Origin of the sequence: Plantibacter sp. ME-Dv--P-095 (assembly GCF_030209365.1) — a bacterium.
In the GTDB taxonomy this organism is placed as follows: Bacteria; Actinomycetota; Actinomycetes; order Actinomycetales; family Microbacteriaceae; genus Plantibacter.
Window position 1 is genome coordinate 1 of sequence record NZ_JARVSB010000006.1, and the last position, 21,048, is coordinate 21,048.

The following is a 21,048-nucleotide window of genomic DNA, read 5'->3' on the forward strand; positions in this document are numbered from 1 at the left end:
TGTCGAAGGGTTCCTCGTGCGCACTTCGACAGGCTCAGTGACCGGGGCGAGGTGTGCTCAGTGATCGGCGGAGGTGTGGCCGGATCAGCTCGGTCCCTGAGCTCGTCGAAGGGCGGCAAGCCTGCCCCTGGACTCCCCAGCCTGCCGCCGGCGTCAGGTCACCAGACGGACGAACCGCTACCGTCGACGACCTCACTCGGACGCCGCACCTCGGCGAGCCGCGACGTCCGCAGCGGCGTCGTCTCCCACCACGCGTCGAAGGTGCCCGCCGCCGGATCGACGACGAGATGCATCCGATGCGGAGTCTCGACGAAGATCACCTCGACCCGCAGCACGCCACCGTCGGCACCCCACCCGGCACTCGCCACGACCGGCCCGTGCGTCCGCCACTCGCCGAAACCGGGGACGACCTCCACCCGGTCATCACCCTCCTGCACGACCAGCAGCACCTGACCGCCGTCGGCCGACGCCACCTCGAGGGCCGTCAGCTGCGGCAGGGCGGAACCGGGATCGGCAGCGAACGTCCGCCCGACCAAGTCGCGCAGTGACGCCTCAGCTGCGCCGTTCTCCGCGGCAGAGCCGCCCTGATCTGCCGACACCGGCGGCAGCGCCAGGCCGGCGAGTCGCTCGAGCAGCGCCTGATCCGCGTCCATGTTCGCGTCCGCGTCCGTGCTCACGCCCTCCACCGACTCGGCCTCATCACCACGCCCGAACGCCGGCAACAGGTGCTCCCACGCGGCGTTCAAGACGGCCTGCATGTCGAGGCTCTGACCGGTCACCGCCAGGACGACGTCGTGTTCCGGCAGCACGACGCAGTACTGGCCGTACGCACCATCGCCTCGGAACCCGTGGCGCGCGATCCAGAACTGGAACCCGTACCCCTGCGCCCAATCCGACTCCGGGTCGTCACCGTTCGCGATGTGCGACCTCGTCGCCTCGGCCACCCAGGACTCGGGCAACAGCTGCCGCCCCTCCCAGACACCGCGCTGCAGGTAGAGCTGCCCGAGCGACGCGATCGCCTCCGTGCGCGCGTGCAGCCCGCTGTAGCCGAGCTCGAAACCCTGGTCGTCCCGCTGCCAGTCGAAGTCACCGATGCCCAGTGGGTCGAGCAGGCGAGGACGCAGGTAGTCGGTGAGCGTCCCGCCGGTGATGCGCTGGATGATCGCCGCGGCCGTGTAGGTGCACGGCTGGTTGTACGCGAAGACGGTGCCGGGGTCCTCGTCGGGCGGCAGGAGCAGGAACCCGCGGACGAGGTTCGTCGGGTCGATCGCCGCCGCCCGCATGATCGTCTCCTCCCGGTGACCACTCGCCATCGCGAGCACATGCCGCACGAGCATGGCGCGGCTCCGGGGGTCGGTCACCTCGGCGTCGAGTTCCGGGAAGTGGCTGATCACGGTGTCGTCGAGGCTGAGGAGTCCCTCCTCGACGGCGAAGCCGACGGCGGTGGAGGTGAAGCTCTTACTCAACGAATACAGCAGGTGCACGCGCTCCGCGGAGTACGGCGCCCACCATCCCTCCGCGACGACCTGGCCGGACCGCAGCAGCATGAGGCTGTGCGGTTCGACGTTCGGCAGGTGCTCGAGGGCGTCGATGAAGGCTTCGATCCCGGAGGCGTCGATGTGCTGGGCTGACGGAGTGCTTCGCTGCAGGCTCATCCCTCTATGCTGCCACTTGCCGCCACCTGTCGCGCAGCTGCCGCGCTCAGTCCTCGACGGCGTCGAGCCGATCCTGCAGTCCCCGATTGGCGTCCTCAAGGTCGAGCACCCGGGCGATCCCCGCGATGTTGACCCCGTCGTCACGCAGGTCGGTCACGCGTTTGAGTCGCTCGAGATCGTCCTCGCTGTACCGCCGCGTGCCGCCCTCCGTCCGCGACGGCGTGAGCAGTCCCTTGCTCTCGAACAGCCGCAGGGTCGCCTCGGGAACGCCCGCGAGTTGGGCCGCGACGGCGATGCCGTACACGGGTGTCGTCGAGTCACGCTCAGCCATGCTTGAGATCTCCTGAAAACGGGTTGCAACGGAATCTGCGTTCGATGTATAAAAAATCTACACCACGAAGTGCAGATCCAAAGCCCCGGATCTCCACCTCCTGGACAGCGACAACCGATGAGCCCGACCGTCATCGGGCGACAGGGAAGGAGAACACTCATGGCAATGACCCTCGATCCGATCAGTCAGCTGGACCGCTTCGCAGCCTCCGTGCTGGACTCCGTCCGCGCTCCCCGGCCAATGCCGGTGGACCTCTACCGCGACGGCGACCGCTACGTGATGCTGGCCGACCTCCCCGGCATCGACCCCGGTTCGATCGACGTCGACGTCGACGGCGGCCAGCTCACCATCCGCGCCCAGCGCACGGCCGACAGCCGCGAGGGCGTGCGCTGGCTCGCCCGTGAGCGAGGCGGCGGACACTTCCTCCGGCAGTTCACGCTCGGCGACGGCCTCGACCTCGACGGCATCACGGCGTCGTACGACAGCGGCGTGCTCTCCGTGATCATCCCGGTGAGCGAGCGGGCGAAGCCCCGGAAGATCACCGTCGACTCGGTCGACCACCCGGAGGCGATCAACGCCTGAGCGGCGACCGGCACTCGTCCGAACGAACGGCCAGAACGCCCCACCCACAGCTCCATGGGTGGGGCGTTCGTCTGTCCAGGGCCCGACGCTCGCCATACTGGTGGCATGTCCCGTGCCAAGCGCATCGTCGCAGCCTCAGTCCTGCTCGTGATCGCCGCGCTCGGTCTGCTCGCCGCGGCGATGCAGATGACCACGACGTACTACCTGCCCCCGGCGGACGACGACAGTTTCGCGACCGAGCGCGTCGTCGCGTTCGAGCCAGGCGTGGTCGGTACGGTCATCGGCGCGGTGGCGGTCCTGGCGCTGCTGGCACATCTGGTCGTCGTGATCCGGCGGGCGGCACCTCGGATCCAGTGGTTCATCGCCGTCGCGGTCACCATCGCCGCCGTGGTCGGCGCTGTCGTCGTGTCCTTCGCGGACCGCCCCACGGGCTAGCGCGCGTCGGGTCTCGCGCGTCGCCCTCAGCCGAGCAGTTCGGCCAGCAGGGCGCGCGTGGTCTCCGCGCCGGCTCCGGGTGCCCGGAGGCTGACCCAGTCCTCGCCGCGCTGCGCCGTCTCGGACGAACCCTCGTCGTCGGCCGACCCCGATCTGGCGCCGGCGATCGGAGCGTCGTCGCGGAACAGCCACGCACCTCCGGGCAGCACGGTGAACCGGAGCAGCTCGCGCGAGTCCGCGGAGAGCAGGCGGCAGTCGAGGCCGCCGACGCGGGTGAGGGCGTCCTGGGCGAGGTGGTAGCTCGGGGTCGCGGTGCTGACATAGCTCGCGCCCCCGGCACTCGCGCCGAGGATCGCCTGCACCGATGCCTCGGGCAGCGCGGCTGCGCACGAACGCGAGCCGGTGCCGGTGCCGGTGCCCGAGCCGGACGCCACCGGACGCGGGGTCGGTGCCGGCGCCGCCGCGAGCGCGGCCCGGGCGATCTCCTCCGTGCGCTGCCCGTCCGGGTCGTCGAGGCCGACGGTGTCCACCTCGATGAACCGCTCCCCGTCGAGGGCATGGACCGAGCAACCGTCGTCCGAGCACCTGGTCCCGGTGATCTCGCCGACGGTGTCGGTCCAGTCGGTGTGTTCGTACCAGTGGTTGAACGCCGCCCAGTGGTCGACACCCTCACCGACGAGGCGGATCGTCAGGGCCGCGCCGGTCGCCTCGTCCGACCATGCGCACACGGTGCCGCCGTCCTGGAGGACAGGCGCCTCCGCGATGGACGCCGCCACCGTGGCGGCGCGGTCGCCGAGGAGCGCGGCGACGGCGTCAGGCTCGGCGAGTTGCTCGCAGGCGAGCCCGGGGAAGTCGGCGACCGGTAGGTCCGGGAGGTCGCTCGACGGCGGCTCCGAGGGAGTCGAGCCTGCCGTCGGGCCCCAGGATGCCGGGTGTGGCGACGGCCCGACGCACGCCGTGAGGACCGCGAGGGTGATGCCAGCGACCAGGGCCGCCCGTCCGAGACGTCCCACACGCCCGGCCGCCACGAGCCTCCTGGTCCGCTCGCCGCTCATCCTCGCCGGAACAGTCCGCGCTTGCGGCGGTGGAACGGCGGGACGCCCTGCAGCAGGTGCTTCGCGCCCGGCGCGGCGTACATCACGTCGATCGGCACACTCGCCGAGTACGTCGCGAGCGCCCGGGCGAGGGCGCCACTGACGACCTCGCGTGCGTTCGGAGCGCCGACGATGACGAGCAGGTAGCTCTCGTCGAAGGAACCGCCCTCCTGCGGGGTGACCTTCCAGCCCAGGATCGCTTCGTCGACCTCGCGGTACTCGGCGAGGGCCGCCGTCAGTGCCTCGGTCATCCCCGGTGGGACGCGGGCCGGCTGTCCCACCATGACCTCGGTCTCGCGCTCGACCACGCGTGGGGTGAGCACCGCCTCGCCGTCGAGCAGCTGGGCGATCTCGCCCGGGAGGAACTCCTTGCCGTGCGCGGAGTGCGGGTTGAGGACGAGCCTGCGGCCTCGGGTCATCTGCCAGAGGACCCGGCAGGGCAGCGCGAGGATGTTGCGTTCGAAGGTCGGAACGACCTGGAGCGTCTCCTGGAAGCGCTCCTTCGAGGTGTAGAACGGCTGCACCGAGCTGCCGTCAGCGTCGAGGAGGTCAGCCAGGGTCGCCATGCTGTCGTCGGTCACGGTCCCCGCGACGATCACCGTGCTCTCGAGCAGTGCCGTCACGAAGGCCGGCGCCTGCGAACGGTCGGTCGCCGCTGCGGCGAGGAGGGCTTCGATGTCGGGAGCGTCTGCGGCGTCGGCTGCTGGCATGAGTGCAGGCTATCCCGCCCCGGTGACGTCTCGCACGCGTTCAGCAGCAGTCGCAGGCGTCCGAGCCTTCCGAGGTGAGCGAGGAGACCGGTCGCTTGCACGCGTCGCCTCGCCACGCTTCGAGCCCCTCCTTGACGGCGAAGACGGCGATGACGAGGGCGGCGACGGCGTCCGCCCAGGCCCAGCCGAGGGTGCTGTTGAGCACCAGTCCGATGAGGACCGCTGCCGACAGGTAGGAGCAGATGAGCGTCTGCTTCGAGTCGGCGACGGCGGACGCGGAGCCGAGCTCGTTCCCGGTCCGGCGCTCGAACAGCGAGAACGCCGGCATGATGACGACGCTGATCGCCGCGAGGACGATCCCGACGGTCGAGTGCTCGGCGGTGGACAGGCCGACGAGTGATCGGACCGCGTCGACCGTGACGAAGGCCGCGAGGCCGAAGAACGACACGGCGATCACCCGGAGGGCGACTCGTTCGCGACGATGCGGCTCCGGGCTCGAGAACTGCCAGGCGACCGCTGCGGCGGACAGCACCTCGACGATCGAGTCGAGCCCGAATCCGATGAGTGCCGCCGAGGACGCAACGGCCCCGGCGGACAGGGCGACGACCGCCTCGACGACGTTGTACGCGATCGTCGCTGCCACGATCCACCGGATGCGCCGCTGCAGGGTCGCACGTCTGGCGGGGGTCAGCTGGGCCCGGAGGCGGGGGCTCGGCAGACCGACGGCGCTCATGCGCAGGTGCACTGCTCGCCGGAGCAGCAGTCGGGGTCGACGACCAACACGAGGCGCAGGAGGTCGTCGAGCGCCGGCGCGAGATGCGGGTCCGCCAGGCGGTACCAGGTGTTCCGTCCCTCACGGACGCCTTCGACGAGCCCGCAACCGCGGAGGCAGGCGAGCTGGTTCGACATGACCTGCCGCGAGACACCGAGTGCGTCGGCGAGATCGGACGGGAACGCCGGGGCCTCTCGGAGCGTGAGCAGGATGCGGGCCCGTGTCTCGTCCGACAGGGCGTGCCCGAGTCTCGCGAGCGCAGCGGTGTGCGTCAGGGTCGCGGTCGGTGTCATGGTGTCGGTCACGGAGAAAACAGTACACGCTTGGCTGTATTGACAACAGCTCACGGTGGCCCGAACTGCCGCGTTAGGCGACCCGAAACGCTGACAATCACGCACCTCGGCTTGCCGCTCACCTGTCGCCCTGGCAACGTTGACGGGTCCTCGAGGCGCCCCGCCCGACCACGGTTCCGCGTGCAGGACGCCCCGCAGAGAAAGACCCCCGCGACATGACGTTCTGGCCGCTCCTCCTCATCGCGCTCGGCGTCTCAGCCGACGCCTTCGCCGTCGCCCTCACCAAGGGCCTGCACATGCGACGATTCAACGTGCGTCACGCGCTCGTGATCGCCGGCACCTTCGGACTCTTCCAAGCGGTCATGCCGCTCATCGGCTGGGTGCTCGGCACGCAGTTCGCGCGGTACATCACGGAGGTCGACCACTGGGTCGCCTTCGGCCTGCTCGCCCTCGTCGGCGGGAAGATGCTCTGGGAGGCGTTCTCGAGCCACGAGGACACCGAGGTCGACTCCGACCGCATCGACGTCCGCCGACTGCTCGTCCTGGCACTGGCGACGAGCATCGACGCCCTCGCCATCGGCATCACACTCGCCTTCCTCCCGGGCTCGATCATCGAGGCCGTCGTCCTCATCGGACTCACGACCTTCGTGCTCGCCTTCCTCGGCGTCTTCATCGGCCGCCGGGTGGGGGAGCGCTTCGGGAAGCCGGCCGAGATCGCGGGCGGTGTCATCCTGATCCTCATCGGCACGAAGATCCTGATCGACCACCTCACCGCCGGGTGAAGATCGCCCCCGTCGTGACGTCCGCACCGAGCGCCTCGAGGCTGCGCCCACGGGTCTCGGGCACCTGGGTGGCGACGAACAGGAGCGCGAGTACCCCGACGCCGGCGAACAGGAAGAAGGTGCCCGTGATGCCGAGCCCGTCGACGAGCGACGGGAAGTACAGCGACAGGAATCCGTTGCCGACCCACAGCATGAAGATTGAGACGCCCATGCCCAGGCCGCGCATCCCGAGCGGGAACACCTCGGCCAGGTAGACCCACACGGCGACGTTGAGGAACGTCTGCATGGAGCCGACGAACACGACCACGAGGAACAGGATGACCCAGGGGCGGGCCGGGTCGCCCGGCGCGAGCAGCATCGACGCGCAACCGATGAGCAGGTGGCAGGCGGTGGTGAGGGAGAACCCGATGATGAAGGTCTTCCGTCGGTCGAGTCGGTCCATGTAGGTGAGGGCGATGAAGCCGCCGATCACGGCGATGATCCCGGGGGCGATGTTGGCGATGAGCGCGCTGCTCTCGTCGAAGCCGGACTCCACGAGCACGGTCTGGCCGTAGTACATGATCGAGTTGATACCGGTGAGCTGTTGGGCGATGCCCACCCCGACGCCGACGAGCAGGATGCGGACGAGCCACGGGTTGCGGAGGACGGCCCGCAGCCCGATCCGCTGTTCGTTCCGGTGCTCGATCGAGGCCGCCTCGACGTCCTCGAGTTCGGCAGCTGCGCGCTCGTCGGAACGGACGGTCCGCAGGACCTCAAGTGCCTCATCGCGGCGTCCGTGGTCGACGAGCCACCTCGGCGATTCGGGCATCCGCAACATCCCGACGAAGAGCGCGACCGCGGGGAGGGCGCAGACGGCGAACATGATCCGCCACACGCTCGGGTGCTCGCTGAAGACGTTGCCGATCACCGCGTTGACCACGAAGGCAGACAACTGGCCGATGACGATCGCGACCTCGTTCCGGCCGGTGATGGACCCGCGGATCTCGTACGGGGCGAGCTCGGCGAGGTAGACCGGGACCACGGCAGACGCGCCGCCCACGGCGAGGCCGAGGAGGATACGCCCGGCGACGAGCAGTTCCACGTTCGGCGAGCAGACGACCGCGAGCGTGCCGATGAAGAAGAGGACGGCCAGCGCGACGATGCTCGGGCGGCGGCCCCACGCGTCGGACACCCGACCGCCGAGCAACGCGCCGACGGCGGCGGCGAAGACGAGTGAACTGGTGACGACGCCCTCGGTGAGCGGGGTCAGCCCGAGCTCCGCGGTCATCGGACGCAGCGCCCCGTTGATCACGCCGGTGTCGTAGCCGAAGAGCAGCCCGCCGAAACAGGCGACGATCGAGATGAGGCCGAGGTGTCGCCGGTGCGGGCCGGGGGTGAGGGGCGGCAGCGTGCTCGCCGTCCGTCGAGCTGTGGGGGATCCGGCCATCGCACTTCCTCGTCTGCTGGGCCCGCACGCCGAACGGCGTCGTGGACAGGACGACAGTACCGGTTCAGCCGTCGGCGCCTGGCCGGAGCAGGGTGCTCAGTCGTCGGCGCCCGGCCGGAGCAGACCGCTCTCGTACGCGAGGATCACGAGCTGGGCGCGATCGTGGGCGGCGACCTTCGTCATGATGCGGTTCACGTGGGTCTTCGAGGTGTGCGGTGAGATGACGAGTTCGTCGGCGATCTGCTGGTTGGAGCGTCCGCGGGCGACGAGGAGCAGTACTTCGAGTTCCCGCTCGGTGAGCAGCGTCAGTTCGGCTGGGACCGTGCGCGGACTCGACGGTCCGTCTCCAGCGACGACGTACCTGGTGATGAGACTCCGGGTCGCCGCGGGGGACAGCAGTGCGTCCCCGGCGTGCACCGCGCGCACGGCTCGGACGATCTCCTCAGGCTCCGAGCCCTTGCCGATGAACCCGCTCGCGCCGGCCCGCAGCGTCGCGATGAGGTTCTCGTCCTCCTCGAAGGTGGTGAGGATGAGGACGCGCGTGTCCGCGAGCCCGGGGTCCGCGCAGATCGCGGCGGTCGCGCCGATGCCGTCCAGCACGGGCATGCGGATGTCCATGAGCACGACGTCCGGTCGCAACTCCCGGGCGAGCGCCACCGCCTGAGCGCCGTCCACGGCTTCGCCGACGACGTCGAGGTCGGACTCCGACGCGAGGATGTCGGAGACGGCCTGTCGGATGAGCGACTGGTCGTCGACGACGAGCACGGTGGTCATGCGGAGGACTCCTCGGGGTGCGTCGGATCGGTGGTCGGGAGCGTCGCGGACAGTCGCCAGCCACCAGGGGTCGCGCCGACGTCGACGGTCCCGCGGACGGCGGCGACACGTTCGCGGATGCCGAGGAGCCCGTGCCCGGTGGTCGGCGTTCCGTCGAGCTGCCCGCTCGGGACGCCGGGAGCGGTCGGGTTGCTCACGCTGACGACGATGCTGCCGTCGCCGCTCTCGACGAGCACGTGCGCACGACGCTCGGGACCGTGCTTCAGGGCGTTCGTCAGCCCCTCCTGGACGACGCGGTACGCGACCGTGTCTGTGGCGGTCGACAGCTTCGGTGCGTCGGGGGTGATCCGTGTCGTGATGTCGAGGCCTGCGGTGGTGAACTCGGCGATCAACGCGTCGAGTCGGTCGAGTCCCGGCTGCGGCAGCGTTCCACGGAAGCCTGCGCCAGCGTCCCCGCCGTCGTTCCGCAGGACCTCGAGCAGATCGCCGATCTCGCCGAGCACCGTCCGCGACGCCCGTCGGATCGAGACGAGCGCCTCCTTCGCCTTCTCCGGCCGCGACTCCAGAGAACTCGACGCCACCCCGGCGTTCAGGCTGATCACCGAGATCTGGTGGGCGACGGTGTCGTGGAGGTCGCGGGCGATGCGGAGTCGCTCCTCGGTCACCCGACGCCTCGCCTCGGCCTCGCGGGTCTGCTCGGCCCGCTCCGCGCGCTCGGTGATCGCCACGATGTACGCGCGGCGCGAGCGTGTCCCGTCCCCGGCCGCAGCGGCGAACGCGATCATCACCGCGAACTGGACCGTCCGCGGATCGAAGCTGCCGATCGACGCGAGCAGGCTGAGGAGGGCGACGGCGACCATCGTCGCGACGGCCGTGATCAGGGTCGTCCGCCGCGCGGAGCGCACGGCCACCCCGAACATCGCGATCGCGGCCGCGATCACGACCCCGGGAGCGAGGGTCCCCGTGATCGCCGCCGCCCCGTAACAGGCGATGACGGCCGCGAGCACCGGGATGGGCCAGTGTCGGCGAAGGGGGAGCAGGAGCGCCGGCGCGACGACCAGGGCGATGACGAGTGGGCTGCCGGGCCGGAACTCCGCATTCGGGAACGGGATGAAGGCCGAGGCGATGATGAGGACCGCGGCGACCACGTCGCCCACCCATGCCGGAGGTCGAGGACGCGGATCGCGCACCCGGCGATCCTGCGTCGCGGTGGTCATGGCCCCAGTCTGCCGGGAACCCGCGCCAGGCGACTCCTCCGCACGTGCCATTCCGCGGTACCACGGACGCGGTACGCGGGTGTCCGCCGGTGGGGGACGCGTCAGACGGGCGTCGCGGCGAGTCTGGACTGGTGCCGGAGCACCCGGCCCCAGACGAGGAGACACCATGCAGAACACCACAGCGCCGCCGATCATCTCGGTCCGGGACGTCCGGCGTTCCTACGGTCGCGGACAGAACCGGTTCGACGCGCTGAAGGGGGTGAGCTTCGACATCCACGCGGGCGAGAGCGTCGCGATCGTCGGGAAGAGCGGCTCCGGCAAGTCCACGCTCATGCACGTGCTCGCGCTCCTCGACGCACCGAGCTCCGGCACCGTCGAACTCGAAGGGGTCGACACGAGCACCCTCCGTGGTCGCCGCCTCAACACGACCAGGAACAAGACCTTCGGGTTCGTGTTCCAGCAGTTCTTCCTCACCGCCAACGCGACGGTGCTCGAGAACGTCCTCCTCCCGATGAAGATCGCCGGCGTCCGTCGCGGTGACCGACGTCGCCGGGCGCTCGCCGCACTCGCGCAGCTCCAGCTCGAGGACAAGGCGCGGAACCGCGCGGTGAACCTCTCCGGTGGGCAGAAGCAGCGGACGGTGATCGCCCGCGCGCTCGTGAACAACCCGCGGATCATCTTCGCCGACGAGCCGACCGGCAACCTCGACACGGCGACCGGCGCCGTCGTGGAGGACATCCTCTTCTCCCTCAACCGGGAGAACGGCATCACGCTCATCGTCGTGACGCACGACGAGGAGCTGGCGGCACGCTGCGATCGGCGGATCCTCATCCGCGACGGACTGCTCGTCGAGGACGAGGCGGTGGCCGCATGAACACCATCGACCTCATCGGGACCGCCGTCGCGAACACCTTCCGATCGAAGACCCGCACCATCCTGACGATCCTGGCGATCTTCGTCGGAGCGTTCACGCTCACGCTGACGAACGGGCTCGGTACCGGCATCAACGCCTACATCGACGACACGGTGTCGAGTGTCGGCGCGTCCGACACGATGACCGTCACGAAGACGGCCGACACCGGGTCGGGCATCGGCGCGGCCACGAGCGGGCCGAAGGAGTACGACCCGGACGCGGTCGCCACCACCGGTGCCGGAGCGCCAGGATCGACCGTCGTGGCCCTCACGCCGGCGGACCTGGACGAGCTCGGCGGGATCGACGGCGTCCTCGACGTGCAGGCGGTGAAGTCGATCTCGACCGATTACATCGAGGCGGGCGGCGGTACGAAGTACGTCGTCGGCGTCGGCGGACTCATCTCCGGGCAGAGCGTCACCCTGCTGGACGGTGCACAGCCCGACGACGACTCCGACACGCTCCAGCTCGTGCTCCCCACGTCGTACGTGGAACCGCTCGGCTTCGGAAGCGACGCCGACGCGGTCGGGAAGACGGTCACGGTCGCGATCACCGATGCGCAGCGCACGCAGCACACCGTGGACGCGACCGTCGTCGGGGTCGCCGAGGAGAGCCTCGCCTCGCCCACCGGTGCCTCGATCGTGCCGAACGCCGCGCTCACCGACCTGCTCTACGAGACGCAGAACATCGGCGTCCCGTCCGACCAGGTCGAGCGGTACGCGCAGGCGTCCATCCGGTTCAGCGCGGACGCCACCGACGAGCAGGTCACGGCGTTGAAGGACCGACTGGCCGACGCGGGCTACACGGGAACGACCGTCGCGGACCAGCTCGGCACCATCAAGACGGTGATCGACGGCATCGTCCTCGTCCTCAACGCCTTCGCGATCATCGCCCTCCTCGCCGCGAGCTTCGGGATCGTGAACACCCTGCTCATGTCCGTGCAGGAACGCACCCGCGAGATCGGGCTGATGAAGGCGATGGGGATGGGCAGTGGGAAGGTCTTCGGGTTGTTCAGCCTCGAAGCCGCATTCATCGGCTTCCTCGGCAGCGCGATCGGCGTCGGCATCGCGGTGCTCGCCGGCACCGGCATCAGTGCTGCGCTCTCCGGATCGCTCCTGGCCGACCTGCCGGGCCTCGACCTCATCGCGTTCGACCCGGCGTCGCTCGCGATCATCGTCCTGGTCGTCATGGTGATCGCGTTCCTCGCCGGAACCCTGCCCGCCGCCCGTGCCGCGAAGGCCGATCCGGTGGAGTCGCTCCGCTACGAGTGATGCGCGGATGACCGGCGCCGGGTGACGGCTGTGGGGCGTGGCGGAAGCGACGCCCCACAGCCGCGCCGGCGCCAGGTTGAGGAGCAGCGCCGGCACAGACGTTCAGGTCTCGTCTGCGACGTCCACGCTACGACCGCCGGTCGACGATCGTCCAACCTTGAGGACCTTCGACCGCTGCCCTATCCTTCGCGCGCTGGCTCGGTGACGTGCTCGGGCCGGAGCCCGATCCCGATGAACCTCGCCGCAAGCGGTCGGACGAGGGGGGTCGCGAGCCGCAGGAGTCGGATCGCCCACCGCGGTGCGATGCGCTCGCCGGTGGTGGTGCGGGAGATGACCCGATGCCCGGCCCGCTGGATGCGCTGCATGATCCTGACCGGTCGCTCGCGGCGGCGTTGGACCGCAGCGAGCACCTCGGACGGGGCGTCTCCTGCGGCGAGGCGACCGGCGAGAGGAACCCTCCCCGGTCCCTGAGCCTGTCGAAGGGCCAAGCCCCGGTCCCTGAGCTTGTCGAAGGGCCCACGAGTGGACGTCCGCAACCAGCGCAACTCAGCATCTGGAATGTCAGTGGTCCATGGTGGACTTGTTCCCTGACCGAGAGCACCACGTCCGGAGTTCGAGCTGGCGATGCGTACGCCGCGCAGCTCGCGGAGTTCTCGGATGAGTGGGCTGAGATTCACCGGCAACAGGCCGTTCTGGACGCACGCAAAGCGCGCCTCCTCGCCCGCTCGGCGGCGCACGCCGACGCCCTCGCCGACTCCGTGGTCCCGGCCGTGTACCCGCCCGCGGAACGGCAGGCGCTCTCCCGCCGGTCGACCTGTGCAGCCCTTGCGATGGCGACGCGGACGCCCGAGCAGACCGTCCAGCGCGCGACGAACGACGCGGAGCGTCTCGTGAACGAAGCCCCGTCCGTGCTCGCATCGCTCGAGGCGGGTCGCATCTCCGCCCAGCACGCGCAGACCATCATCGATCAACTCAGCGACGTGCCAACCGCCGGGCGGGCGGCGTTTCTCGAGGCGGTGTTGCCGGTCGCGGAGCAGCTGACCAACGCCAACCTCCGGAAGCGAGCCCGCGTCCTCCGCGAACGACTCCACCCCGAGTCGATCACCGCTCGCACTATCCGCTCCGAAGCCGACCGTCGGGTGGAGTTCGAGCCCGCGACGGATGGCATGGCGTGGGTGCACCTGTTCACCACCGCACCCATCGCGCAGGGCATCATCGAGCGGGTCGAAGCAGCGGCCACGGAGTCGCGCAAGGCCGGCGATACGCGCAGCTGCGCCCAGCTGCAGGCGGACGCCCTCGCCGCACTCGCCCTCACTGGAGTGACCCCCGACGACGTCATGTCGAGCCCGGTGGTGCCGCATCCGATCGAGGTCCAGGAGCACATCACGCCGACCGTGCAGATCACGGTGCCGGCGCTCAGCCTGGCCGGTGTCTCCGACGCACCCGCCACGCTCGACGGCTACGGGCCGATCGACCCTGAGACCGCAGCTCGCATCGCGGTCAACGCGCCCAGCATGACTCGCATCCTCGTCCAACCCGAGACCGGTGCCGTCCTCTCTGTGAGCCGCGACCAGTACCGGGTCCCGACCGACCTGCAACGCGCGGTCCGTCTCCGAGACGGCACCTGTCGAGCACCCGGCTGCGGGAGACGCGCCAGAGCGTGTGACCTCGACCATTCGGTCGCGTGGGAAGACGGCGGCACGACGGATGTCGGGAATCTCGCGTGCCTGTGCCGACATCATCACCGGATGAAGCACTTGCCGGGATGGAACCTCGACCACGGGCCCGGTGGCGTCCTGGACTGGACGACACCCGACGGCAAGCGCCACCGAACTGAGCCGGACCCTGCGCCGTTCTGACCACCCCCGGTCCCTGAGTGTCGGAGGGTTCTTCGTGGGCACTTCGACAGGCTCAGTGATCGGAGGGGGCACCAGACGCGCTTCGGTCCCTGAGCTTGTCGAAGGGTTTCTCGTGCGCACTTCGACAAGCTCAGTGACCGGAGGAAGTTCGCCGGACGCGCTTCCGGGACCGCCTCCGCACCCCGCCGGGTAGGCTCCAACGGTGGGCACCGACGAAGACCAGATGCTGTCACTCGTGTACGCGAGCACGGCGACACAGCCGTTCAGCGACGAGGACCTCACCGCCATGCTCGCCACCAGCCGCGAGAACAACGCCCGCAGCGGGCTCACCGGCATGCTCGTCCACCGCGACGGCCGGTTCCTGCAGGTCCTCGAAGGACCAGAGGCCGCCGTCCGCGGGCTCATGGACACCCTCAGCGCCGACCCCCGCCACACCGGCATCCGGGTGATGTTCGAAGAACCCATCCGCGAACGCCAGTTCGCCGACTGGACCATGGGCTTCGAACGCGCCGACAGCGGATCCGCCGCCGACCTCGACGGCTACCGCGACACCTTCGACGACCTCGACCGCGACGACCCGACTGCCACCATGCGCGCCCTTCGCGAACTCGCCCGCTGGTTCCGCAGCCGCGCCAGCCGCTGAACGAGACGGTGGCGACGGCGCCCGCTACGCCCTGAGCTTGCCGATCGGGCTGTCCTCGAGGTTCGCGAGCAACTCGGCGACGTCACCGTAGACCGCGACCGCACCCGCATCGCGCAACTCCTGCTCGCCGAACCCGCCGCTCCGCACCCCGATGCACTCCACACCGGCCCGCGCCGCTGCCTCGATGTCCCAGACGGCATCGCCGACCATGACGGCCCGCGACGCCGGCACCCCTGCGCGGTCGAGAGCGACCTCGACGATGTCGGGCTCCGGCTTCGCGGTCTCGACGTCACCGGAGGACGTCGCGGCGAAGACCGCCTCGTCGACGTCGAGCAGCTCCCGCAGGATCTCCAGCTCGTTCTCCGGCGCCGAGGTCGCCAGGACGACCGCGATACCGCGCTCAGCCAACTCGCTGAGCAGCTCGCGCGCCCCACCGATCACCCGCAGCCGGGACGTGTTCTGCAGGTAGTACTCGCTGTGCAGCTCCTTCGCCCGCTCGCCGTACTGCTTGACCTCCTCGGAACCGTCCAGCAGGGACTCGAGGAGCTCACCGCCGTCCTTCCCGATCGACCGGTGGATCCGCCACGCGTCGACGGGTCTGCCGGCATCGGCGAACGCACGATCCCATGCGTCGACGTGCAGGTAGTTCGAATCGACGAGCGTGCCGTCGATGTCGAAGAGCACCGCGATGCGGTCGTCGGTGTTGTCGGGGACGTTGGTGTCGGTGGTCTCAGTGGTGTCAGCAGTATCGGACATGCGCCCAGTCAACCCCGCTCCATCCGTGCTGGGAAGCGGTGGCGGTCCGCCGGAGAACGTGCTCTCGTGCGGGCCCGGTCGGACCTGACCCGGCCTCGCCGCTACTGGAACCGGCTTGTCAGGATCACGGTCCGGGTCGCGTCGTCGAGGACCACGACCGTCGAGCGCCCGTCCACGGAGAACGCGTCGTCGATGGCCTGCGAGCGCACGAACGGCCTACTCGGCAGCGCGTCGTCGAGGCCGGGGTCGAGCTCGGGGAGCTGGGCGTCCTCGTCGAGTTCCGTCGACCCTGCCTCCGCGCGCACCGCGGCGTAGCTCGCCTCGTCGAGGGTCACGACGGCATCGATCCAATACGTGCTGGGCCCGGGTACCCGGTCGTCGCCGAGGGTCCCCGACATCCAGGTCGCGTCCGTCGCCCCTTCGAGCTGCGGGAACCGCTCGGTGAGCGGGGCGAGGTCGTGCCGGATCTCCCCGGTGCCCGAGCGGGTGGCTGCATCCGACGCCGATGCGGATGGCGCGGTCGTGCGGTCCGGCGACGGCGATGGCGCGCATGCGGACAGCAGACAGCTCAGCGCGACCGCCAGGACGGCCCCACGCAGGGCGAAGCGACGAGTGGGAGCATCCATGCCAGCAGCCTAGAGGTCGTCGACGACTGTCCATTCGGCCAGGCGTGGACTGGACGTCGGGCGGGGGTGCCGGAAGCCGCCAGCGCGGAGGCTGAAGACATGACCACGACACACCCCCATTCGATCGAGGCGCGCGGGCTCCGGAAGACCTTCCACGGCAGCCCCCGCGTCGACGACGTGTCCTTCACCGTCGACCCCGGACGGGTCGTCGGACTCCTCGGCCCGAACGGTGCCGGGAAGACCACCACCATTCGCCTGCTGCTCGGCCTCGCCCGCGCCGATGCCGGAGAGGCCCGCATCCTCGGCCGACCGTACCGCGAGCTGGACCAGCCGGCGCGCGCCGTCGGAGCCGTGCTCGACGCCGGTGGGCTCCACCCCGCCCGCACCGGGCGGCAGCACCTCCGCATCGCCGCAGCGCGCATCGGAGTCGACGCCGCCCGGATCGACGCGGTCCTCACCGAGGTGGGGATGAGCCGCGACGCCGACCGCCCCGCCGGCGGGTACTCGCTCGGCATGCGCCAGCGCATCGCGATCGCCGCAGCACTCCTCGGCGAGCCGGCCGTGCTCATCCTCGACGAGCCCTCGAACGGCCTCGATCCGGCCGGCATGCAGTGGTTGCGCCTCCGGTTGCGCGCGTTCGCCGACGCGGGTGGAACGGTGCTGCTCTCGTCGCACCTCCTCTCCGACGTGCAGGACATCGCGGACGACGTGGTCGTCATCGCCGAGGGGCGCGTCCTGGCCCAGTCGTCGATGGACGAGATCCTCGCCGCAGCGGAAGGCGACCTCGAGGCGTACTACCTCCGGGTCACCGGAACCGCCCAGCTCGCCGGGAACGGGGAGGTGCGCTGATGCTCCGCGCCGAACTCCTCGGGCTCGTCACCACGACCGCCACGAAGGTCACCGCCCTGGTGGCCGTCGTCGGACTGATCGTCACCCAGCTCGCCTTCGTCACCCTCATGCCCGCCCTCGCCGACGGCGACATCGGGCCGGGGCTCGACGCCCTCGGCAGCGACTTCCCCGTCCTGGACCTCGCGTCCCGAGCCGTCCAACTCGACGCGCTCAACCCCCTCGGTGCGTCGATGGGCAACGGTTCCATCGGCGTCGCGCTCCTCGCGATCACCCTGTTCGGTGTCCTCGCCGGCACGAGCGACGACCGCTACGGCGGCATCGTCGGTGCCGTCCTCGCCTCGCCGAAGCGGTTCCGCATCGTCGCCGCGAAGGCGGGTGCGGTCGCCCTGATCGGCGCCGCCCTCGGCGTCGTCCTCGCCCTCGTCAGCCTCGTGACGTTGCTGATCACCCTCGCCACCTCCGGGACGCCGTTCGTCCTGGGGTTCGCGGACCTCGCAGCACGGTTCGGGCTCGGCATCCTCGCGGTCACCGCCCTGGCCGTCATCGGCCTCGCGATCGGACTCATCGTCCGCACGCAACTTGCCGGCGTCCTGACGATGATCGCGATCCTCATCCTCGAACCGGTCGTCGTCTCCATGATCCAGCTCATCACCGGCGGGGTGCTGCCGGTCTGGACGCAGTTCCTGCCCGTCGCCCTGGCGCAGGGCGTCATCCACGGCGGCGCGGCCGGGCTCGGACCGTCCGTCGTCATCATCGCCCTCGTCACCCTCACCGCCGCCCTGACCGCGGCCGCATCCGCTGCACTCTCGCGCCGCGACATCTGAAAGGACCCACCCACATGAACGCCCAGAACCAGACCCAGAACCAGACGCAGACCCCGAACCGTCACCGCACCCTCATCGCCGTCTCGGCCGCCGCGGCGCTCCTGGCCGGAACCGTCTCCCTCAGCGCTTGCACCGCTGTCACCGAGCAGGCCACCGACACCGGCTCGGAGTCCGGCCCGCTGCAGGACCGGATGCAGTCGCTCGTCGACGCCGGCTACCCCGCGGCGCTCGCCTCGGTGATCGGACCGGATGGCACCGCGATCGACGTCGCGGCCGGCATCGGCGACCTCGCGACCGACGAGCCCGCCCAGGTCGACGGTGAGGTGCGGATCGCGAGCAACACGAAGATGTTCGTCTCGACCGTCGTCCTCCAGCTCGTCGAAGAGGGCAAGGTCGCGCTCGACGCCCCGATCGACACGTACCTCCCGGGGCTCATCACCGGCGACGGCGTCGACGGCACCCGCATCACCGTCCGGCAGCTGCTGCAGCACACGGCTGGGCTCCCCGAGTACGCCGACCAGATCGCCGCCGATGCGTTCGCCGCCCAGGAGCGTTACACCTCGCCCCGCGACATGCTCGACATCGCCCTCGCGAAGCCGGCCGTGTTCGCGCCGGGGGAGCGGTGGGCGTACAGCAACACGAACTACCTCGTGCTGGGGCTCATGATCGAGAGTGTCACCGACCGGGCGCTCGGCCAGCAGATCGACGAGCGCATCGTCAAGCCGCTCGACCTCGAGCACACCTACTTCCCGGCGCCGGGCGAACGCGAGCTGCGCGGCGAGCACCCCAAGGGGTACCACGCGAAGACCGTCGGCGAGCTCGTGGACTTCACCGCCCTCGACACCTCGTTCGCCTGGTCCGCCGGCGCGCTCGTCTCGACGCCGCACGAGCTCAACGTCTTCATGAAGGCGCTGCTGGACGGCGAGCTCCTGAACGAGGAGACCCTCGCCGAGATGCAGACCACGGTCCCGGCGGGCGACGAACTCTGGCCGGGAGCGGGCTACGGGCTCGGCTTGCAGAGCTACCCGCTGAGCTGCGGCGGCGTGGCCTGGGGTCACGGCGGCGACATCCCCGGAACCCAGACGCGTAACGCGGTCGGCCCCGACGGCACCGCCGTCACCATCGCCGTCACCTCGCTGCCGTGGGCGGTCGTCTCACCCGACGACACCGAGCGACTGATGGAGCAGTACCGGATCGTCGTCGACGCCCTCGACGCGAGCCTCTGCGAGCGATGACCGTCTCCCACCGGCAGCCGAGCGTCGACCCCCACCGGGGTCGGCGCTCGGCGTGGTTGACTCGACCCATGACCTCCTCCGCACGGCCCGCACCTGTCGCGGCCCGGCTGCGCGCGGCGCTCCCGCCGGTCCTGGTCCTCGCCGGTGCGGTGGGGTACCTCGGGGTCGTCCCGTGGGTCGACGAGCTGCACGCCGTGCCGGGACAGGTGTCGCCGTGGGCGCACGCGGCGCTGGTCGTGTTCCAGGCCGTCGCCCTGCTCTTCCGGCGGCGGCACCCCGTCGCGGTGTTCGGTGTGGCGGTCCTCCTCGACCTCATGATCCTCGGGTCCAGTGGTGGCGAACTCGGGATCGGCTCGTTCGGCGTGATCCTCGCCACCTATGCGCTCGCCCGTCACGAGGAGCGTCGGACGGTGATGACCGCGCTCGTGACAGGCGCGGTGGCCACGACGGTCGTCGGCGGCATCGCCATGGCCTTCGGGTCCTCTGAGCAGCCGCTCATCCTCGTGTTCGCAGCCGTCGCGCGCATCGTGTTGCAGTACGTGCTCCCGGCCGGCGTCGCCGAATACACCAGGGGTCGCGAGCGGTTGCTGTCGGCGATCGAAGACCAGGCGCGCATGGCTGAGAACGAGCGTCGGATCAGCGCCCTGAACGATCTCCGTTCGGAACGCACCGCCCTCGCCCGGGAACTGCACGACATCGCCGGGCATCACCTGTCGGGGATCATCGTCAGTGCACAGGCGGCGACCGCTCTGATGGAGCGCGACCCGGAACGTGCTCGGGCGATGCTCCAGACCGTGCAGTCCGACGCCCGCACCACCCTCGTCGACCTGCGGCGGACGGTCGGCCTCCTGCGCAGCGACGATGCGGACTCCCTGGGCGGCGGCGACGGATCGACCCTCGGGCCGGCGACCATCCCGACGATCGCGGCGATCCCGGAACTCGTCGAGGCGGCGCGGTCACGGGGGCAGCACGTCGCGTACACCGTGACCGGCGAGCCCCGTGTACTGGGCCCGCTCGCGGAGACGGCCGCGTACCGGACCGTCCAGGAGTCGCTGGCGAACGCCGCCCGGCATGCGCCCGGAGCCACCGCTCACGTCGTGGTGCGGTTCGAGGCGGACGCGATCGAGCTCACCGTGACGAACGCCCCGTCGTCGCAGCGGCCAGCGTCGCCGTCCCGTGACGGGTACGGCCTGTGGGGCATGCGCGAGCGGGCCGAGCTCATCGGAGCGCGATTGACCTCGGCGCCGACGGACGGCGGCGGGTGGCGCAACCGCCTCACCATCCCCGACGAACAGCGTCCCGACCAGCCCCGGAGTGACACATGATCCGCCTCCTCATCGCCGACGACCAGGCCGTCGTCCGCGCCGGCCTTTCGGTGATTCTCGGTGCCGAGCCGGACATCGAGGTGGTGGGCGAGGCCATCGACGGTGCGGACGCGGTGCGGTCGGCGAGGGAGCTGCGTCCGGACCTGATCTGCATGGACATCCGCATGCCGGGCACGGATGGGATCGCGGCGACCCGCACGATCACGGCCGACCCGGAGCTCGACGCCGACGTCCTCATCCTCACGACCTTCGACGTCGACGCGGACGTCTTCGCCGCGCTCGAGGCCGGGGCGGCGGGCTTCCTCCTGAAGGGCGCGGACGAGGCGACCTTGCTCGCGGCGATCCGGTCCGTCGCAGCGGGGGAGGGCACGCTCGACCAACGCCTCACGCGCCGCATCCTCCGCGAGTTCTCGGAGCGCCGCAGCACGACCGTGCCGGCCACCGCGGCTCCGGCCGAGTCACCGCTCACCGACCGCGAGTTCGACGTCCTCCACTTGCTGGCGGAGGGTCTGTCCAACGCGGAGATCGCGGACCGGCTCTTCGTCGAACCCACCACGGTGAAGTACCACCTGGCCGGTCTTCTGCAGAAGACCGGGGCGCGTGACCGCCTGCAGGCCGTGCTCTGGGGCATCCGAGCGGGGCTCGTCGACCCGCGGTGAGGGGCGGGCGCGGGTCGTGC

The 21,048-nt window shown here is 70.4% G+C and carries 24 protein-coding genes; 12 read left to right on the top strand and 12 right to left on the bottom strand.

Annotated features, from left to right (window positions below):
- Window positions 1-158: 158 nt before the first annotated feature.
- Complete coding sequence (locus QRN26_RS08220) at window positions 159-1,655, bottom strand: serine hydrolase domain-containing protein (RefSeq protein ID WP_056009557.1); 1,497 nt, start codon at window positions 1,653-1,655, stop codon at window positions 159-161.
- Window positions 1,656-1,701: 46 nt separating this feature from the next.
- Window positions 1,702-1,986 carry a MerR family transcriptional regulator gene (locus QRN26_RS08225; protein WP_056009556.1) on the bottom strand — a complete coding sequence of 95 codons (285 nt, stop codon included), beginning with the start codon at window positions 1,984-1,986 and terminating at the stop codon, window positions 1,702-1,704.
- Between the two features lie 159 nt (window positions 1,987-2,145).
- Between QRN26_RS08225 and QRN26_RS08230 the strand changes: the two genes are divergently transcribed.
- Entirely contained in the window at window positions 2,146-2,568 is a 423-nt protein-coding gene (locus tag QRN26_RS08230) for an Hsp20/alpha crystallin family protein (protein WP_056009554.1), read from the top strand.
- A 105-nt stretch (window positions 2,569-2,673) separates the two neighbouring features.
- Window positions 2,674-3,003, top strand: a complete 330-nt coding sequence (locus tag QRN26_RS08235) for a hypothetical protein (RefSeq protein WP_056009552.1) — start codon at window positions 2,674-2,676, stop codon at window positions 3,001-3,003.
- Between the two features lie 26 nt (window positions 3,004-3,029).
- Here QRN26_RS08235 and QRN26_RS08240 read toward each other — a convergent pair whose 3' ends face one another.
- From QRN26_RS08240 to QRN26_RS08255, 4 genes are read right to left on the bottom strand one after another with little or no spacing between them, the layout of a single operon-like run.
- Window positions 3,030-4,031, bottom strand: a complete 1,002-nt coding sequence (locus QRN26_RS08240; protein WP_157580287.1) for a hypothetical protein — start codon at window positions 4,029-4,031, stop codon at window positions 3,030-3,032.
- 23 nt (window positions 4,032-4,054) lie between these two features.
- The gene (locus QRN26_RS08245; RefSeq protein ID WP_056009548.1) at window positions 4,055-4,807 is read right to left on the bottom strand and encodes an enhanced serine sensitivity protein SseB C-terminal domain-containing protein; all 753 of its coding nucleotides are present in this window, start codon (window positions 4,805-4,807) and stop codon (window positions 4,055-4,057) included.
- Between the two features lie 40 nt (window positions 4,808-4,847).
- Window positions 4,848-5,540, bottom strand: coding sequence for a cation efflux transmembrane domain-containing protein (locus tag QRN26_RS08250; RefSeq protein ID WP_285036196.1), 693 nt, complete (start codon window positions 5,538-5,540; stop codon window positions 4,848-4,850).
- A complete protein-coding gene (locus tag QRN26_RS08255) occupies window positions 5,537-5,872 on the bottom strand; it encodes an ArsR/SmtB family transcription factor (protein ID WP_056009546.1) in 336 nt (111 codons plus the stop codon). The genes QRN26_RS08250 and QRN26_RS08255 overlap by 4 nt, the downstream gene beginning before the upstream one ends.
- A 215-nt stretch (window positions 5,873-6,087) precedes the next feature.
- Here QRN26_RS08255 and QRN26_RS08260 point away from each other — a divergent pair, with 215 nt between their 5' ends.
- A complete protein-coding gene (locus tag QRN26_RS08260; protein ID WP_056779808.1) occupies window positions 6,088-6,654 on the top strand; it encodes a manganese efflux pump MntP in 567 nt (188 codons plus the stop codon).
- On the opposite strand, the gene QRN26_RS08265 is transcribed toward QRN26_RS08260, so the two are convergent.
- From QRN26_RS08265 to QRN26_RS08275, 3 genes are all read right to left on the bottom strand, one after another.
- Window positions 6,641-8,080 (bottom strand): sugar porter family MFS transporter, encoded by a 1,440-nt coding sequence (locus QRN26_RS08265; protein WP_285036197.1) that lies wholly within the window; start codon window positions 8,078-8,080, stop codon window positions 6,641-6,643. The genes QRN26_RS08260 and QRN26_RS08265 overlap by 14 nt on opposite strands.
- Window positions 8,081-8,176: 96 nt before the next feature.
- On the bottom strand, window positions 8,177-8,854 hold the full coding sequence (locus QRN26_RS08270) for a response regulator (RefSeq protein WP_285036198.1): 678 nt from the start codon (window positions 8,852-8,854) through the stop codon (window positions 8,177-8,179).
- A complete protein-coding gene (locus tag QRN26_RS08275; protein ID WP_285036199.1) occupies window positions 8,851-10,071 on the bottom strand; it encodes a sensor histidine kinase in 1,221 nt (406 codons plus the stop codon). The genes QRN26_RS08270 and QRN26_RS08275 overlap by 4 nt, the downstream gene beginning before the upstream one ends.
- A gap of 166 nt (window positions 10,072-10,237) precedes the next feature.
- Between QRN26_RS08275 and QRN26_RS08280 the strand changes: the two genes are divergently transcribed.
- Window positions 10,238-10,945, top strand: a complete 708-nt coding sequence (locus QRN26_RS08280; RefSeq protein WP_285036200.1) for an ABC transporter ATP-binding protein — start codon at window positions 10,238-10,240, stop codon at window positions 10,943-10,945.
- A complete protein-coding gene (locus tag QRN26_RS08285) occupies window positions 10,942-12,252 on the top strand; it encodes an ABC transporter permease (RefSeq protein WP_285036201.1) in 1,311 nt (436 codons plus the stop codon). The genes QRN26_RS08280 and QRN26_RS08285 overlap by 4 nt, the downstream gene beginning before the upstream one ends.
- 179 nt (window positions 12,253-12,431) lie before the next feature.
- On the opposite strand, the gene QRN26_RS08290 is transcribed toward QRN26_RS08285, so the two are convergent.
- Complete coding sequence (locus tag QRN26_RS08290) at window positions 12,432-12,617, bottom strand: hypothetical protein (RefSeq protein ID WP_157580285.1); 186 nt, start codon at window positions 12,615-12,617, stop codon at window positions 12,432-12,434.
- Here QRN26_RS08290 and QRN26_RS08295 point away from each other — a divergent pair.
- Together QRN26_RS08295 and QRN26_RS08300 are read left to right on the top strand one after the other, a co-directional pair.
- Window positions 12,591-14,111, top strand: a complete 1,521-nt coding sequence (locus QRN26_RS08295; protein WP_285036202.1) for an HNH endonuclease signature motif containing protein — start codon at window positions 12,591-12,593, stop codon at window positions 14,109-14,111. The two genes, QRN26_RS08290 and QRN26_RS08295, sit on opposite strands and share 27 nt — an antisense overlap.
- A gap of 202 nt (window positions 14,112-14,313) precedes the next feature.
- Complete coding sequence (locus QRN26_RS08300; RefSeq protein ID WP_285036203.1) at window positions 14,314-14,754, top strand: BLUF domain-containing protein; 441 nt, start codon at window positions 14,314-14,316, stop codon at window positions 14,752-14,754.
- A gap of 24 nt (window positions 14,755-14,778) precedes the next feature.
- On the opposite strand, the gene QRN26_RS08305 is transcribed toward QRN26_RS08300, so the two are convergent.
- Window positions 14,779-15,510, bottom strand: coding sequence for an HAD family hydrolase (locus tag QRN26_RS08305; protein ID WP_285036204.1), 732 nt, complete (start codon window positions 15,508-15,510; stop codon window positions 14,779-14,781).
- Window positions 15,511-15,611: 101 nt separating this feature from the next.
- A complete protein-coding gene (locus tag QRN26_RS08310; protein ID WP_285036205.1) occupies window positions 15,612-16,136 on the bottom strand; it encodes a hypothetical protein in 525 nt (174 codons plus the stop codon).
- Window positions 16,137-16,235: 99 nt separating this feature from the next.
- Here QRN26_RS08310 and QRN26_RS08315 point away from each other — a divergent pair, with 99 nt between their 5' ends.
- From QRN26_RS08315 to QRN26_RS08335, 5 genes are all read left to right on the top strand, one after another.
- Window positions 16,236-16,985 carry an ABC transporter ATP-binding protein gene (locus QRN26_RS08315; protein WP_285036206.1) on the top strand — a complete coding sequence of 250 codons (750 nt, stop codon included), beginning with the start codon at window positions 16,236-16,238 and terminating at the stop codon, window positions 16,983-16,985.
- Window positions 16,985-17,809 carry a hypothetical protein gene (locus QRN26_RS08320; protein ID WP_285036207.1) on the top strand — a complete coding sequence of 275 codons (825 nt, stop codon included), beginning with the start codon at window positions 16,985-16,987 and terminating at the stop codon, window positions 17,807-17,809. The genes QRN26_RS08315 and QRN26_RS08320 overlap by 1 nt, the downstream gene beginning before the upstream one ends.
- A 14-nt stretch (window positions 17,810-17,823) precedes the next feature.
- Entirely contained in the window at window positions 17,824-19,044 is a 1,221-nt protein-coding gene (locus QRN26_RS08325; RefSeq protein WP_285036208.1) for a serine hydrolase domain-containing protein, read from the top strand.
- A 68-nt stretch (window positions 19,045-19,112) separates the two neighbouring features.
- Window positions 19,113-20,369: a sensor histidine kinase gene (locus QRN26_RS08330; protein ID WP_285036209.1), complete on the top strand. Its 1,257-nt coding sequence runs from the start codon at window positions 19,113-19,115 to the stop codon at window positions 20,367-20,369.
- A complete protein-coding gene (locus QRN26_RS08335) occupies window positions 20,366-21,028 on the top strand; it encodes a response regulator (protein ID WP_285036210.1) in 663 nt (220 codons plus the stop codon). Before QRN26_RS08330 ends, QRN26_RS08335 begins: the two co-directional genes overlap by 4 nt.
- The last annotated feature ends 20 nt before the right edge of the window (window positions 21,029-21,048 follow it).